This window comes from Vibrio sp. D3, from assembly GCF_043995865.1.
Lineage (GTDB): Bacteria > Pseudomonadota > Gammaproteobacteria > Enterobacterales > Vibrionaceae > Vibrio > Vibrio diabolicus.
Window position 1 is genome coordinate 87,831 of sequence record NZ_CP171887.1, and the last position, 15,198, is coordinate 103,028.

Annotated in this window: 16 protein-coding genes; 11 read left to right on the forward strand and 5 right to left on the reverse strand. The window is 45.3% G+C overall.

All coding sequences use genetic code 11. The annotated features are described in order from the left end of the window. Nucleotides 1-5 precede the first annotated feature (5 nt). The 3 genes from ACHFJ9_RS08435 to ACHFJ9_RS08445 all read left to right on the forward strand — a co-directional run bounded on the left by ACHFJ9_RS08435 (nucleotide 6) and on the right by ACHFJ9_RS08445 (nucleotide 4,760). A complete protein-coding gene (locus ACHFJ9_RS08435; protein ID WP_395356480.1) occupies nucleotides 6-3,131 on the forward strand; it encodes an EAL domain-containing protein in 3,126 nt (1,041 codons plus the stop codon). A gap of 90 nt (nucleotides 3,132-3,221) precedes the next feature. Beyond that, on the forward strand, nucleotides 3,222-4,001 hold the full coding sequence (locus ACHFJ9_RS08440) for a class I SAM-dependent methyltransferase (RefSeq protein WP_005394395.1): 780 nt from the start codon (nucleotides 3,222-3,224) through the stop codon (nucleotides 3,999-4,001). 186 nt (nucleotides 4,002-4,187) lie between these two features. After that, complete coding sequence (locus tag ACHFJ9_RS08445) at nucleotides 4,188-4,760, forward strand: hypothetical protein (RefSeq protein WP_395356482.1); 573 nt, start codon at nucleotides 4,188-4,190, stop codon at nucleotides 4,758-4,760. A 72-nt stretch (nucleotides 4,761-4,832) separates the two neighbouring features. Here the strand turns inward: ACHFJ9_RS08445 and ACHFJ9_RS08450 are convergent, their stop codons facing one another. Further along, nucleotides 4,833-5,711, reverse strand: a complete 879-nt coding sequence (locus ACHFJ9_RS08450) for a carboxylate/amino acid/amine transporter (protein ID WP_258587100.1) — start codon at nucleotides 5,709-5,711, stop codon at nucleotides 4,833-4,835. 64 nt (nucleotides 5,712-5,775) lie between these two features. Further along, entirely contained in the window at nucleotides 5,776-6,201 is a 426-nt protein-coding gene (uspA, locus tag ACHFJ9_RS08455; protein WP_005379165.1) for a universal stress protein UspA, read from the reverse strand. A 281-nt stretch (nucleotides 6,202-6,482) separates the two neighbouring features. Here uspA and ftnA point away from each other — a divergent pair, with 281 nt between their 5' ends. From ftnA to ACHFJ9_RS08470, 3 genes are all read left to right on the forward strand, one after another. Then, nucleotides 6,483-7,010 carry a non-heme ferritin gene (gene ftnA, locus ACHFJ9_RS08460; protein WP_005379167.1) on the forward strand — a complete coding sequence of 176 codons (528 nt, stop codon included), beginning with the start codon at nucleotides 6,483-6,485 and terminating at the stop codon, nucleotides 7,008-7,010. Nucleotides 7,011-7,101: 91 nt separating this feature from the next. Then, nucleotides 7,102-7,425 carry a universal stress protein UspB gene (gene uspB / locus ACHFJ9_RS08465; protein ID WP_005394407.1) on the forward strand — a complete coding sequence of 108 codons (324 nt, stop codon included), beginning with the start codon at nucleotides 7,102-7,104 and terminating at the stop codon, nucleotides 7,423-7,425. A gap of 180 nt (nucleotides 7,426-7,605) precedes the next feature. Beyond that, entirely contained in the window at nucleotides 7,606-8,799 is a 1,194-nt protein-coding gene (locus ACHFJ9_RS08470; RefSeq protein ID WP_374093157.1) for an NAD(P)/FAD-dependent oxidoreductase, read from the forward strand. A gap of 96 nt (nucleotides 8,800-8,895) precedes the next feature. Here the strand turns inward: ACHFJ9_RS08470 and ACHFJ9_RS08475 are convergent, their stop codons facing one another. Beyond that, entirely contained in the window at nucleotides 8,896-10,239 is a 1,344-nt protein-coding gene (locus tag ACHFJ9_RS08475; protein WP_258459904.1) for a sigma-54-dependent Fis family transcriptional regulator, read from the reverse strand. A gap of 435 nt (nucleotides 10,240-10,674) precedes the next feature. Here ACHFJ9_RS08475 and ACHFJ9_RS08480 point away from each other — a divergent pair, with 435 nt between their 5' ends. The 5 genes from ACHFJ9_RS08480 to ACHFJ9_RS08500 all read left to right on the forward strand — a co-directional run bounded on the left by ACHFJ9_RS08480 (nucleotide 10,675) and on the right by ACHFJ9_RS08500 (nucleotide 13,990). Next, nucleotides 10,675-11,226 carry a BON domain-containing protein gene (locus ACHFJ9_RS08480; RefSeq protein ID WP_258669839.1) on the forward strand — a complete coding sequence of 184 codons (552 nt, stop codon included), beginning with the start codon at nucleotides 10,675-10,677 and terminating at the stop codon, nucleotides 11,224-11,226. Between the two features lie 45 nt (nucleotides 11,227-11,271). Further along, complete coding sequence (locus ACHFJ9_RS08485; protein WP_012841233.1) at nucleotides 11,272-11,448, forward strand: DUF1328 family protein; 177 nt, start codon at nucleotides 11,272-11,274, stop codon at nucleotides 11,446-11,448. Nucleotides 11,449-11,456: 8 nt separating this feature from the next. Then, complete coding sequence (locus ACHFJ9_RS08490) at nucleotides 11,457-11,654, forward strand: hypothetical protein (protein ID WP_048624594.1); 198 nt, start codon at nucleotides 11,457-11,459, stop codon at nucleotides 11,652-11,654. Nucleotides 11,655-11,757: 103 nt separating this feature from the next. Beyond that, complete coding sequence (locus ACHFJ9_RS08495) at nucleotides 11,758-12,189, forward strand: hemerythrin domain-containing protein (protein ID WP_005394414.1); 432 nt, start codon at nucleotides 11,758-11,760, stop codon at nucleotides 12,187-12,189. Nucleotides 12,190-12,331: 142 nt separating this feature from the next. Next, entirely contained in the window at nucleotides 12,332-13,990 is a 1,659-nt protein-coding gene (locus ACHFJ9_RS08500) for a diacylglycerol kinase family protein (protein ID WP_395356488.1), read from the forward strand. A 204-nt stretch (nucleotides 13,991-14,194) separates the two neighbouring features. Here ACHFJ9_RS08500 and ACHFJ9_RS08505 read toward each other — a convergent pair whose 3' ends face one another. Both ACHFJ9_RS08505 and ACHFJ9_RS08510 read right to left on the reverse strand, forming a co-directional pair. Then, nucleotides 14,195-14,593, reverse strand: coding sequence for a hypothetical protein (locus ACHFJ9_RS08505; protein WP_161444785.1), 399 nt, complete (start codon nucleotides 14,591-14,593; stop codon nucleotides 14,195-14,197). Nucleotides 14,594-14,747: 154 nt separating this feature from the next. Then, the gene (locus ACHFJ9_RS08510; RefSeq protein ID WP_005394423.1) at nucleotides 14,748-15,185 is read right to left on the reverse strand and encodes a DUF2383 domain-containing protein; all 438 of its coding nucleotides are present in this window, start codon (nucleotides 15,183-15,185) and stop codon (nucleotides 14,748-14,750) included. Nucleotides 15,186-15,198: the final 13 nt, after the last annotated feature.

A 15,198-nucleotide genomic window follows, 5' to 3' on the forward strand; every position in this document is an offset into this window, starting at 1 on the left:
ATAATGTGCAGCGTTTTTTGGTTATTGTCGCGCTATGTTGGAGCGCGTTTGCCGCGGCCTCAGATCCGAAAGTTTTGGTCGTGCACTCCTATCATCAAGGTTTTTTCTGGACGGATTCCATACAGCGAGGTATCGAGCAGCAATTGGGTGATCGATCGCTGAATATGCGCGTGCTCTATTTAGACTCGAAACGTAACCAGAGTGAGCAGTTTTTCGCTCAGCTTGAATCCTTATATCGTACGAAATTAAGCAAAGAACGATTCGATGCCATTTTAGTGAGCGACAACAACGCGCTTGAACTGATGCAGCGTTTGGCGCCAATCATCAAAGACACCCCGGTTATATTTAATGGCATCAATAATTATCATCCTTCTTTGCACCAATCTCTGAACGCAACAGGAGTAACAGAAGATGTCGATTTGGAGGCAAATTTAGCCCTCATAGAGCGCCTACACCCTGATTACACCCAAATTCTTATTGTCAGTGACCATTCCGTAACGGGAGAGGTATTACGCTATCAAATCGACGATTTTGTACATGAACATCCGCAATATCGCGACAAAATCGTGCAAGTTATTCCCGATAGTATCATTGACTTAAAGCAACAAGTAGCGAAGCTGAATAAAGATAAAGTCGTCCTGTTTTGGACCTATTACCGAGATAAACAAGGTGTGGTTGGCAGTGAACGTGACTGGATTGGCGTCAACAGAGCCTCAAATGCGCCGCTGTTTATGGTGCACGATATTGGCTTAGGGCACGGTGCGGTTGGTGGCGTGATCCAAAGTGGTTATCGGCATGGCATAGAGAGCGCTGAGATACTTGAGTTTGTGTTGGATAACCCTGACCAAGCTCTGCCAGCCGTGAAGAAAAGTGATTCTGAAATCAAGCTCGATTATCAAGCTGTAGTGCGCTGGGGGCTGGGTGCTGAGCAAGAGGTCTCTGCGGTATTTTTTAATAAACCGATGAAGTTTTCTGAGCGTTTTGCCAAAGAAATTCGCTTGTTTGGTAGCCTGTTTGTGGTGATGTCGGTGGTCATTTTGTTGATGGGTTACTATTTACAGCGGATGCGTCGCAGCGAGAGTGCCGCGCGAGAAAGCCAAGCCATCTTAGAGTCGATTTTTGATCAGAGCATGCAGTATATAGGCATTTTGGATGCCAACGGTGTACTTAAATCGGGCAACGATCACCTGCAATCTTTGCTGTATCACCAAGGGCTGCGTTTAGACCGACCACTTTGGTTTCATCCCAATTGGAGTGAGAAAGCACAATCGTTGCTTGAGGCGTATTTCCACGCGCCTCACCATCAAGTGTCGACGTTTGAGGCTGAAATTTGGAGTAAAGAGCACGGTACATTGGTGTTGGAAATTTCACTCAAGCCTTTTTCTCAGCAAGTAGGAAATCAAAAGCAATACTTGTTTGAAGCGCGCGATATCACTAGTCGTAAGTTGATGGAAGATAAGCTCTATCAACGCGAATCAACCCTGCGTAACTATTATGAGCAACAGCCCGTCATGATGGTGACACTCGACAGCAATAACCGCATTCAAGAAGTGAATCGATTTGCTCAGCTACTCCTTGGCTACAAACCGATGGACATGCTCGGACACCGCCTAAGGGAGTTTTATTTTGATGACAAGGTACTGTTTCCTCGCCAAGTGCTATTGCAACCCAATCAACAGGTGCATGGGGTCTGGCGACGTGAAGTCGAGTATCGCCATGCAAACGGTCATCGTGTTTGGGTACGCGAGAACATTCGTCCACTGAGTGAATCTGATCAGCTATTGATTGTGGGTGAAGATATTACAGAAACCAAACAGCTTTCCGAGAAATTGGAATATCAAGCGCGTTATGACTTACTGACAGGGACTTATAACCGAAACCACTTTGAACTAGAGCTCAAGACCGCACTGCGTGAGGTGGACAGCCATCGTCGCGTCCACGCCATGCTGTACCTCGACTTAGATCAGCTAAAAGTCCTCAATGATACGGTTGGGCATGATGCGGGTGACGCGGCGATTCAATTTTGCGCCAGCATGTTAGAGGAAGTGCTGCCATACAATTCCATCTTGGCTCGAATGGGAGGCGATGAGTTTGCGGTACTACTCAAAGATTGCGACGAATACGGCGCCATTAATATCGCCAAACTGATCATCTCGACGTTGAGTGAACATCTCTTTATTTGGGAAGATACACGCTTGTTCATCAGTTGTTCTATTGGTATTCGTATCATCGACCATACGGCAGAGACGCCGCAAATGGTGCACGCTCAAGCAGACTCTGCGTGTCATGCCGCCAAGGAGCAAGGCCGTAACCGCTACAATCTGTTCAGCTTAGATAACGAAGAGCTACAACGTCGCCAGATGGAAATGCAGAGCGTCAATTTGGTGCATGAGGCATTGTCGAATCAGCGTTTAGAGTTGTTTGCTCAACCGATCAAAAGCTTACAACAGCACGATGCTCAGATGTATTTTGAGATTTTAGTGCGCATTCGCAATGGATATGGTGATTATGTTTCTCCTGCATTGTTTATTCCTGCCTCCGAGCGCTACAACATTGCGCATTGGATTGATAAACAGGTCATTACTCAAACGCTAGAATGGTTTGAGCAACGCCCGGAGGTGGTTGAAAAACTCGGTCGTTGTTCGATAAACCTTTCAGGTCAATCTATGGGGAATCAAGAGTTTATCGATTTCTTATTGGAGCGATTGGAACGTTCGTTCATGCCGTGTGAAAAAATCTGTCTAGAAATCACCGAGACAGCAGCGATGAGTAATCTTGAGCAAGCCATTGAGCTCTTCACCAAGCTCAAAGCGCTGGGTTGCATGATTGCATTGGATGACTTTGGTTCGGGCTTGTCTTCATTTGGTTACTTAAAGAAACTTCCCGTTGATATTGTGAAAATTGATGGCCTTTTCGTGCGAGATATCAACGTAAATGAAATGGACCGTGTAATGGTTCGCTCGATCAATGACTTGGCAAAACAGCTAGGCAAAGTGACGGTGGCGGAGTTTGTCGAAAACGAACAAGTCATGCAGCATTTGATCGATCTTGGTGTGGATTATGGCCAAGGCTACGGTATTGGGCATCCTCAACCGCTTTCTGAGTTAGTTGAGCGACTGACGGCTGAGTAGTCTTGTCATATCAAGCTCAACCTAGCATTGAGAGGTAACTTAGGTATACACTCAGCGCCAGTTACCGCGATTTTTTATTGGAGCCTCCTTTTGCAACTGCAATTGATCTGTGAAGACCCGTCTCAACAACCTCATCTGGATGAACTGGCTGCGCGCTGGCAGCTTTCTCACACTGACGAGAGCGATTTTGCTTTGGTGTTGACCACCGAGCGTTTAGAGCTGCGTAAAGTGGATGAGCCAAAGTTGGGCGCTATTTTTGTCGATTTAATTGGTGGCGCAGTGGGGCATCGCCGAAAATTTGGTGGTGGTAAGGGCCAAGCCATCGCAAAAGCCGCAGGTTTGAACAAAGGGGCAACGCCAACCGTTCTAGACGGCACGGCGGGGCTGGGACGTGACGCATTCGTTTTGGCTTCGCTCGGCTGTAAGGTACAGATGGTGGAGCGACACCCGGTAGTCGCAGCGTTGCTGGATGACGGGTTAGCGCGTGCGAAACAAGACCCTGAAATTGGAACTTGGGTATCAGAGCGTATGTCGCTGATCCATGCCTCCAGTCATGATGCATTGGAACAGCTGGCACAAGATGAAGACTTTGTTCAGCCAGATGTGGTGTATCTCGACCCTATGTATCCGCACCCAGAAAACAAGAAGAAATCGGCGCTCGTAAAAAAAGAGATGCGCGTTTTCCAATCGTTGGTTGGCGCCGATTTGGACGCCGATGGTTTGCTAGATCCTGCCATGGCGTTAGCCACAAAACGCGTGGTGGTGAAGCGGCCAGACTATGCAAACTGGCTGAACGAGCAAAAGCCGACTATGGCGATTGAAACCAAAAAAAATCGCTTTGATGTCTATGTTAAAGCCTCAATGGCATAACTTCCTGACCGCTCAACTTTTCTTGTCACAGTACGGTGTATCGTGCTGTGATCAAGCCTCTCTTTCTGAACCGTTACTGATAGTTTTCTCTTGCTAATTCTCCTCCCTGACTGTATATCTAACTAAGAATTATTATTATTTCACTTGTTGTGGTGCGGTCGATAATTGGGAAGCTGGAGTAGTAGAATGGCTAAACGCTTATGTAAAATGAGTCGTAAACAGATCGCGGCGGAGCTTGGCGACATCCATCGTTTAGTTGTCGCACCAAAGTTTGTTTGTCGCTCTTGCGCACGCTCTTCAGCGGCCAAAGATACCTTGTGTAAGCCAGCCGCTATTCCGCCGAAAAAGTGCCAAGACAAGCCATTGAACGAGCAACAATCATGTGGCTTATTGGCTGAAGCGTTGCCAGTACAACCGATTCCTGTGACAACAAAACAAAGCAACGAAAAAGCAGCGATTGTGAAGCGTGTTGTTGAGCGCGTGAAAGAGAAAAAGCAAGCCGAAAAATCCCTGGAGCCAGTAAGAACCGACGTACCAGTATGGTTTGATTTAGCGGATAAAAAATCGCTTAAGAAAGCGAAAAAAGCGCTGAAAAAGCATTATAAGCAGCAGAAGAAGTTGTTAAAAGTAGCGAAAAAGCAACAAAAGTTACTTAAGCGTCAGCGCAAGCTTGAAGCGTGCAATGCCAAGCTAGAGGCGTTGTTGCCAACGTCGCCCAAGGCGTTGATGAGCGCAAGCTCGCAAGTCAAAGTGCATTAATCTAATCCAAAAAAACGCTCTCCAGTTGGAGAGCGTTTTTTATTGTCGGTATGTGTGTTGGGAGCGGTCGCTTTACTTCTTGGCGTAGCTCATTTCGACGCGCTTTTTCACCCAGGTTTCGTTAATCCATAGCGATAGCATGATGATCGCACCGCCAATGGCGAGTCGCATGACATCAACATCGCGGTTCCAAATCACAATGTTCACAATCAAACCTGCTGGCACTAACGCGTTGTTCATTACTGCAAGTGCTCCTGCGTTTACCATGGTTGCGCCTTTGTTCCACGCGAAGTAACCAAAACCGGAAGCAATTAAACCAAGGTACGTCAGAATGCCCCATTGCGTTGCGGTGGTGGGTAGTTTGTCGAGGTTGCCCATCAGAGCGAAAGCCACGGTTGCTACACAAAGCGCACCTAAGTAGAAGTAACCAAACACGGTGTGTTGTGGCAAATCAACCGGCTCATTTTCCATGATGTATTTGTAGCCTACCTGACCAATGGCAAAACAGAGGTTTGCTCCTTGTACGACCAAAAAGCCCAGCAGGAAGTCTTCATTAATGCCTGCAAACTTAATCCAGGCTGCGCCAAATACAGCAATCGCCGCGGTAACCAAATACCAAGGTGAAAAGCGACCTTTCAAGAAGTCATAGATCAGCGTGACGTAAATGGGTGTGAATACGGTGAACAGCAATACTTCTGGCACGGAAAGGAGCAAAAAAGATTGGTAGTAGAAGCAGTACATCAGACCAAGCTGAAAGCCACCGACCGTCATCAGTTTCGCGATTAAGGATTTGCTAACGCCGCGGAATTTTAAAAAGGGAATGAAAACCAGACTCGCCAGTGCCACGCGCATGAACACCGAGAACCAAGAATCAACCTGACCAGCGAGGTAAACGCCGATCAGGCTAAATGAGAATGCCCAAAGTAGGGTAACTGCGGATAGATAAGCCATGGATGAGAATCTTTATCAACAACAAATGTGCCCGCAGTCTAACCAAGTTTTAACGTCGCGCCAATCAGTCTTTTAGCGGTACGACCAGCATATCGACTGGAGAGCAGTTAATCAGTTGTCGAGTCGAAGACAGAATCTTGCTCCAGAAATCTTGGTGATGACCACAAACCACCAAATCGATACTGTAGTCTTGAATGGTATCGCACAGCTCATTACTCAAATCGCCACTACCGACCAACGTATGGGCTATTGGGTATTGCGCATATTCTGCGAAATTCGCCAATTGTGTGCGCGACGCTTCCATTGCTTGATGTTGCGCTTCTGCCATATTGATGTCGATAAGCCCGGTGTAGAGCTCTGCGTAGTTCACGTCGATGTGAATAAAAGAGACTTTCGCATCCAGAGGTTTAGCCAGTGATACGGCTTTTTTAATCAACACTTTACTGTCGTCTGACAGGTCGACTGCCACAAGTATGTGTTTGTAACTCATATTGCTATCTCCTTGTAAGGTCATAGTTTTAGATTAGCACTAACCCCCAAAAAAATTTGCTGAAGTGATCTCATATCAGTGTCGTAGGTACAAAGTCTTGTCTCAGTAATCATGTTATAGTGGCGTTATACCCAAGTGACTTTGAGATGCGGAGTTCAGCGCTCCGTTACTGACTATAGTTCAAGTAAAACCTTGCCTCTGATGTAGAGCAAGTCAATCTCGCGGCGTCGTTTATCTCGAGGTTACTTGGGTATATTGCATGCACATTAATAGGAGTTAACATGCTGTCTCAAACTATGGTCGAACAATTGAATGAGCAAATTAACCTAGAATTTTTCTCATCCAATCTATACTTACAAATGAGTGCTTGGTGTGAAGACAAAGGTTTTGAAGGTGCGGCTGAATTTTTACGCGCTCACGCCGTAGAAGAAATGGAGCACATGCAACGCCTATTCACCTACGTAAGTGAAACTGGCTCAATGCCAATTTTGGGCGCTATTGATGCACCAAAGCATGATTTTGCTAGCTTAGGTGATGTTTTCCGCGAGACCTTCGAACATGAGCAAATGATCACGGAAAAAATCAATAAATTGGCACATGTTGCATTTACTAGCCAAGACTACTCAACGTTTAACTTCCTACAGTGGTACGTGTCTGAACAGCACGAAGAAGAGAAGTTGTTTAAAGGGATTTTAGATAAGATCGAATTAGTAGGTGAAGATGGTAAAGCATTGTTCTTCATCGACAAAGATCTAGCACAAATGGCGAAAGAAGGTTCATCTTCAATCATGGATGCTCCAGCTGCGTAAACGCGTTTTTTGACGCTATAAGTAGCGGGTAAAGACGAAGCATTGATCGTCTTTTTCTCTTGAGCATTGTTGAAGGTGTAGGGAGGAAAAGATGATCAGTGGAGACACAATCTTATTTGCGCTAATGGTGGTAACTGGAGTCAACATGATCCGGTATCTCACCGCTCTTCGTTCTCTAATTTACATCATGCGTGAAGCGCATCCGTTGTTATATCAGCAAGTTGATGGCAATGGCTTTTTTACCACCCATGGAAATGTCACCAAACAGGTGCGTTTGTTCCACTACATCAAAAGTAAAGAATATCACCATCACCACGATGAGATTTTTACTGGTAAGTGCGAAAGGGTGCGTGAGCTATTTGTTTTATCGACCGCTTTGCTCGGTGTTACCCTACTCGCGGCCTTCATTCTTTAAAGAATCAATAATCTAGCGAGTTAATCTCCTAGGATTGTACGGGTATGCATAGCGCTTACCGTTTAAGCGCTTTTCCCCTTCGAGATTTGTCGGTAGAATGTCGCGCCTAGAAAGCAAGGATGTGCAATGTGCACATCCTTTTTTATTTCGATTCGATACCAATCAGTCTAAGAGCTACCGATGAGTAAGAAATTTGATGTTGTTGTAATTGGCGCAGGCGCAGCGGGTTTGATGTGTGCTGCAGAAGCCGGCAAGCGAGGCCGCCGTGTTTTGGTGCTCGATCATGCTAAAAAGCCAGGACGTAAAATCCTTATCTCAGGCGGTGGCCGTTGTAATTTCACTAACTACGATGTTTCAGCCAGCAACTACCTATGCCAAAACCCGCATTTCGTTAAGTCGGCGCTTTCTCAATACACCAACTGGGATTTTATCTCGATGGTGTGTAAGCATGGTATTGAATTTGAAGAGCGCGATCACGGTCAGCTGTTTTGTGTCGATGCGTTTACGGCGAAAGACATCGTGAAGATGCTGCTGGCTGAATGTGATATGCCGAATATCGAGCAGCGTTACCAATGCGATGTTCACTCAATTGAGAAAATCGATGAAGGCTTTCGTTTGCATGCTGGCACTGAGATTGTTGAGTGTGAGTCTTTAGTTATCGCAACCGGTGGCTTGTCGATGCCAAAACTGGGGGCGACACCATTTGGCTATAAAGTCGCGGAACAATTTGGTCTTCGAGTTATCCCAACTACGGCAGGGCTGGTGCCATTTACGTTGCATAAAGAAGACAAAGAAGACTTTGCTGAGTTATCTGGTATCGCAGTACCTGCGGAAATTACAGCTGAAGATGGCACGATGTTCAAAGAAGCCCTGTTGTTCACACATCGTGGTTTATCTGGCCCAGCCGTTTTACAGATTTCATCATTCTGGCGAGCGGGGCAAAAGGTGTCGATTAATCTGGTGCCAAACGATGATGTAGCCGAGTTATTAGAACGCAGCCGTGAAAAGCATCCGAATCAGTCGCTCAAAAATACGCTCGCTAAAGTGCTACCAAAGCGCTTGGTTGAAGTCTTGATTGAACGTAAAGAGCTGGTCGATAAACCGCTAAAGCAGTTCAATCAAAAGGAGCTTGCGGCGATTGTGGATCGTTTAGAGCATTGGGATATCGCCCCGAATGGCACTGAAGGCTACCGAACCGCGGAAGTGACACTAGGCGGTGTGGATACCGATCACTTATCTTCGAAAACCATGGAATGCAAAGACATCAAAGGGCTGTACTTCATTGGCGAAGTGATGGATGTGACTGGCTGGTTAGGGGGCTACAATTTTCAGTGGTGCTGGTCGAGCGGCTTTGTCGCGGGTCAGTGGGTGTAATCAAACGCTGCACATCCGCATAAAAGATAAGATAAAAAAGAGCACTGAATTGTATTCCGTGCTCTTTTTATATTCTCATTGTATTCCCACAGCGAGTTACTCGTCTTGATACTTTTCGAGTTTGTTGTAGAGCGTTTTAACGCTAATGCCCAACTCTTGCGCAGATTCCGTTTTATTGCCTTGATTCTCTTCAAGCGTATTGAGAATGGCGGCTTTTTCTAGCTCTTCTAGCGAAACGCCCGCTGGAACAAGGTCTTCGATGCTTGTGCCTGTTTCCAATGGTGGTGTATCGAATATCAGGTGTTCATCTCGGATGGTGTCATCAGCCAAAATAAATGCACGCTCGATCGTGTGTTTGAGCTCACGGACATTACCTGGCCAATCGTGTGCAGCGATTTTTTGGATGGCAGAATCAAGAATGGTTTTGGTTTTAGCCTCATTTGCGTTGCGGTGCGCGATAAAGTGTTTAGCCAGACCGACGATGTCACCGCCTCGCTCTCGCAGCGGCGGTATCGTTAATGGAAAGTGCGATAAGCGGAAAAACAGATCTTCACGCAGGAACTGCTCTTCAATGGCGACTTTAGGATCACGGTTGGTGGCGGCAATGATGCGAGTGTTGGCGATATGCACCGTATTACTGCCCACTGGGCGATACTCTCCGGTTTCCAAAACACGCAATAGCTTCACTTGATGCTCGATAGGCATCTCGGTGATTTCATCTAAAAACAGCGTGCCGCCTTCTGCCTGTTTAAATACACCTTGGTGAGTTTTATTCGCTCCGGTAAAGGCGCCTTTTTCATGGCCAAACAGTTCACTATCGACCAACTCTGGGCTAATCGCACCACAGTTAATCGCGATAAAGGGTTGTTGCTTGCGATCACTGGCTAAATGAATGGTCTGTGCGACTAACTCTTTACCCGAGCCACTTTCTCCGACAATGAGGACGTTGGCTTCTGTTTTTGCGACGCGTCGGATCATGCGATAGAGCTGATGCATTGGCGATGAGGACCCCACCAAAAGGCCAAATTGGTCGAGATCGCTAGTGGACACTTTACGTCCTTGATCTTGTTTTTGCTGATAGTACTGGCTGACTTCGCTTAGGGTGTCCGTCAAAATGGCAATATCGACGGGTTTTCTGTAGTGAAAAATTGCACCTAAGTTCATTAGCTTATCCAAATTTTCGTTTGGAGCACCAGAGCTAATGATGATCAAGTCCATATCGTAGATGTCTTCGATATTAGAAAGGCGCTGGTAATCTGCGCTAGTAAAGTGGGCGACTTCAACAATCGCAACTTCCGGCTTGAGTTGTAGGAAATCTTCAATCCAACTATCTGCGGCATCGGTATTATGCAGACGAAATTTGTTCAGTTCCTGGCAAGAGGCAATAGCATCTTTAAGTGTCGGGTCTTGTATTCGTAGAAACAGGCTTGGCAACGACATAGAAATGTCCTCTTTACTATGACAGAAACAATGTACGTGGATTATTCTAAGTGCACAAGACAAAATATTGTCAGCATAGATTTAAGGGGCTGTAGGCTATTTTAATTTTGTTTAACCTATCTTGGTATATATCAGTAATAATTCTGATAAATATTGCTTCTTTATTCGGTTGTCTCACGCTTTAAATAATAGTTCTGCGATTAAGTGAAGTCGAAGAAATAATGTCTCATCTTTTGTTGGCGTATTATGTAATTGATTGCGAAATTATTAACGATTAAAAATTACATTTCTTCTGTGTAAATAATTCATGCTTATATTTTCTTGTTCGTCTTATTTTTACCTCTTGTTTTTATTATTCCTTTAAAAATAACAAGTTACAAACTTGGCACATGGTTTGCTCCTATGGAAATACAACGTCAATAAAGGAGAATTACCATGAATAACATCGCAGCTAAAATTGTACTTACGTCAGTTCTTGCTACTTCATCTACAGCAGTCTTAGCGAGTGATAAATGGGAAAAAGAATCCATGGACGCTTGGCTAGATGGTAAAGCCGAAACTACGCTGCTGCTAAACAGTAACCTTAACTCTTTTGATATCAACACCGATGTTGAAAATCAGGTGGTTACCCTTTCTGGTTCGGTAAACAATGACCTTGAAAAATCGCTTGCCGAAGAGCTTGTAACAGGTCTTGATGGTGTGAAAAAAGTAAACAACGAATTGTCAGTGGTGAATGAAAGTAAGAAAGAAACCGATTCAGAGGCATTAGCCACACTGACCGACTCTAAAATCACGACTATAGTTAAAACGCGCCTACTGATGGATACCAATGTAAGTGGTACGGACATTGATGTAACGACGGAACGTAAAACGGTAACGTTGGCAGGTAAGGTTAATTCAGATGCGGAGCATGATCTTGCACTTTCAATTGCAAATAATACCAATGATGTAAATAAGGTGATTGATAAGCTAGAAGTGGTTCAATAATAACGAGCCGAGTGACCTAACCCAATTTTATTAGGAGGTAACACTATGGTTCGTTGGATGTTTATTTTTCTGGCTTTGGCACTGGTTTCTGCACTACTAGGTTTTACTGGTATTGCAGGGGCGGCAGCCTCTATCGCGCAAGTGATATTTTACCTATTCCTATTGTCATTAATTGTATCAATAGTGATTGTTCTGCTAGGAAGAAAAAACGTAAATAGATAGGAGATTTCATGCGACTTACGTCATTAATTTACCGTATCGCCGCAGTATTTGGTTTGGTGTTCGCACTGGCTGCTTGTAGTGAAGAAGGGCCAATGGAACAGGCAGGCAAGAAGATAGATGAAGCCGCCGAAGAAACTCAAAATGCGATTGAAGATGAGTGTGAGAATATTAAAGAGAACTTGAACGCAGAAGACCAAGATTGTTAGTCGAGTCAGGTCAGCTTTTTGTTCACAGCAATGTAAGAGAAGGGCGGTCAATCACCGCCCTTCCTTTTATCCCAAGTGTTTACAATCAGATGAGGAGTCAAAGATGAAAAACATATTTGATGTACTAAAAGAGAGTCATGAAAAGCAACGCCTTTTACTCGATGCTCTGATGGAAACGTCTGGAGATTCCCCTGCACGCGAAGAGTTTTACCACAATCTGAAGGATGAACTCGAACAGCACGCCGCCGCAGAAGAGCGTTTTTTCTACGCGCCTTTAATCGAGAGCGATAAAACCATCGATCTTACTCGTCATGGCATCGCAGAGCACCACGAGATTGATAAAGTGATTGCACAGCTTGATGCAACCGACATGAGCTCGCCAGCATGGCTCAACCTCATGAAAACTTTGCGTCACAAAGTATTGCACCACCTCGAAGAAGAAGAGCAGCGTTTTTTCCAATTGGCCGGTAAGGTGATGACCGATCAGCAGAAAATGAAACTAGCGGATAGCTACGTCGAAGAAATGGCTAGTTAGGTGGAGTATTGGTCCTTTTCGTGCCATTTCGGCACGGGAAGGGGCCCAATCAAAGCGTTTACCAAGCTAATTAGCCTAAACTAAAACCAGCTTATTCTCACTTTCACTAAAAAAGCGCACTCGCTGAAGGCAAGGAGAGCGAATGTTTATCATCAAATATTATATTCTTGGCGCTCTGATCAGTTTATTGGCCGCTATTTATATTCCCCAAATCATGGTTAGCCTGTTGTTCTTGTGGGTATCTCTTTCTTTAGCATTAGTCAGCGTAGCCTACGTTTTCGACATTCCCTCCATTTTTAGAAAAAACCAAGACGGCAAGATTGTCAGATGGATCCGCTGGGCATTCATCCCCTTTTTGCTGGGTGCTAGAGCGTATAATGCCTGGGAAAGACGGCGCGATACCGTGCCTCCGATACAAAAAGTCAGCGATAATTTATACCTCTCCCGTCGGCTATTTCAGAGTGACTTAGATTTTCTCGAATCCAATGACATCTCTTGTATTGTCGATGTCACCGCAGAATTTGCTGGGCTTGAAAGTGCGATGACCGACAAGCAGTTTCATTACCTTTCGATTCCGGTACTTGACCACAAAGCCCCAACGTTGGAGCGCTTGCGTCATGCGATTAACTGGATTGATACGCAAATCTCGTGCTCGCGAGCTGTGGTTGTGCATTGTGCGTTAGGGCGTGGTCGCTCGGTGTTTGTTGTTGCGGCGTATTTACTGAGCAAAGATCCGTCGCTGACGGTTGAATCTGTGATGAAAAAAATCAATGACGTGCGCAGTACCGCGAGATTGAATAAATTGCAGATCAAAACGTTACGAGCGATAAGTGAAAAAGGCGTACTGGGTCTGGATCAGTCCACTTGGATGGTGGTCAACCCTGTTGCAGGTGGCGGCAAATGGGAGGAAAACGAACAGCACTTGATTCGTGAACTAACCAAAAAATATCGCTTGAGTATTCATCAAACCACCACAAATCTCAGCGCCGAGCAGCTAACACAACAGGCAAAAGAAAGTGGTGCTAAGCAAATTATCGTAGCGGGTGGTGATGGCACAGTGACGGAAGTGGCGAGCCAGCTGGTAGGTACCGACATCAAACTCGGTATTGTTCCGCTCGGAACCGCCAATGCGTTGTGTCATGTGCTCTATGGAGTTGGCGCAAAATTCTCACCAGTCGAAAAAGCGTGTGAAGCATTGCTAGCAGGTCACTGCCAACGTATTGATACGGCGGAGTGTAATCAGAGGCTTATATTGTTAGTCCTAGGTATTGGCCTAGAGCAGAAAATGATCGAGCATGCGCAGCGAGAAGAGAAAAACACCTTTGGACAATTGGCCTACTTAACGGGCTTTTTTAACGCGGTGGTGGCGGAAGAGACGCAGACGTTGACTGTTGCGATGGATGCGCCATTTGAAGATGGAAACCGCGAAAATGGATCACAAACGCTAGAAGTTCATAGCTTTGTCGTTGCGAATATCGCTCCTTTTAGTACGTTGCTCGCGCAAGGTGGTGGTGCTCCGCAGCCTGACGATGGCAAGCTGCATATCACGTATTTAGATAACACCGAATCTTTAGGCGGACGCCTCATCGCATTGTCTGATCTGACATTAACCAGCGTAGGTGCGCAGGAGGAATCGACTCATTTTCAATACGCGACGGCTCAGAATGTCACTATTTCTGCGAACAAACCGATTGAGTATGTGATTGATGGTGAGCTTTATTCTGATGAGCAATTAGCGATTAAGCTTCGTCCAAAATCGTTGAATGTATTTGTCCCAAGCGGGAGAAGTAAATCGACTTAGCTTTAAAACAGATAAGCAGTGGATAATGCGCCATTTGCCTAGTGCTTTATAGCGTGCCTTTGTTTACCGGTTTAGTCGTAGTTTTGAAGGAACCAATAAGGTCGCTGCGTAGGTGCAGCGGCTTTTTTATATCGGCATTTTTTGTATCTGAGAGAGCGTCTATTTATCGTTCTCGAAGTGAAAGGAAGAAGGGGGTGAGTATGACTACTCACCCTGGGGTAAGTGCTTTTCAATTTCATCGTTTTCGACTTGTAAAGCAGCTAACCAGTAAGAAACAAGCGCCGTTAAGTTGGTGTCATCAATGGCTCTGAGTAGCGCTTTTAAATCATCTAACAACAACTTGTTCATGAAATGCATTTCTTTGTAATTACCTAGTTCGGCAACGCCGTATTCGGTGGCATTTTCCGCAATGAATTGTTCACCATCTTGGTCGAAGAACAACTTCGCCATCTTTTTGATCATCACTTTTTCTATTTTAACGAATCGATACGCCGCTCTTGCGAGTGTCATATGCGATTTCGGATTAACGAGAGGCAAACACGTTTGGCGATGGTGTGTCATTTTTACGAGTAGCTCCCTTACTCGATTATTATCCAATGTCATACTGACCTCTTTATTTATGACTACCGTGTTGATTACTCGGTTTAGTGTTTTCTAGTTTTGGTTGTATTGAGGTGCCTGTGGCCTTATCAGAAATGGCCAAAACGAGTTGGCCATTTTCTCTGCCAGCGCTTGATTGCAAGGCGACCACTAAGGATTAGCTGATAAGGCTGATGCTGCTGAGCTTTTCTTTACAGCTTTTGATATCACTGCGAACTTTCAGTAGAACCGAATTATCCGCTTGCTCTGGGTGGCTAGTAATTAGGTTTTCGATCTCTTTGAGCACCTTGCTTTCAACACCTTCGAGCTGTTCCAAATACATGGACTCTTTGTCAGAAGACACCTCCTTCATCACATCGCTGTACACTTCACGCGCTTTAATGGTGTAGGAAACCGGAGTGTCGTCGGCAGAGTCTTCCTGGTTATTTGCCAATGTGTAGGGAGTAAGCTCAAGCACCGCTCGCTCACGTACTCTAAGCAGTTCTACCAACACATTATTCAAAGAAGTGTTGTCAATGTTCTCAATGGCCTTGTTGTAAATGTCATTTCCGCTCTCGATAAGCTCAATGATTGAGGCGATATTTTCATTTTTCATATCTCACTCCTGA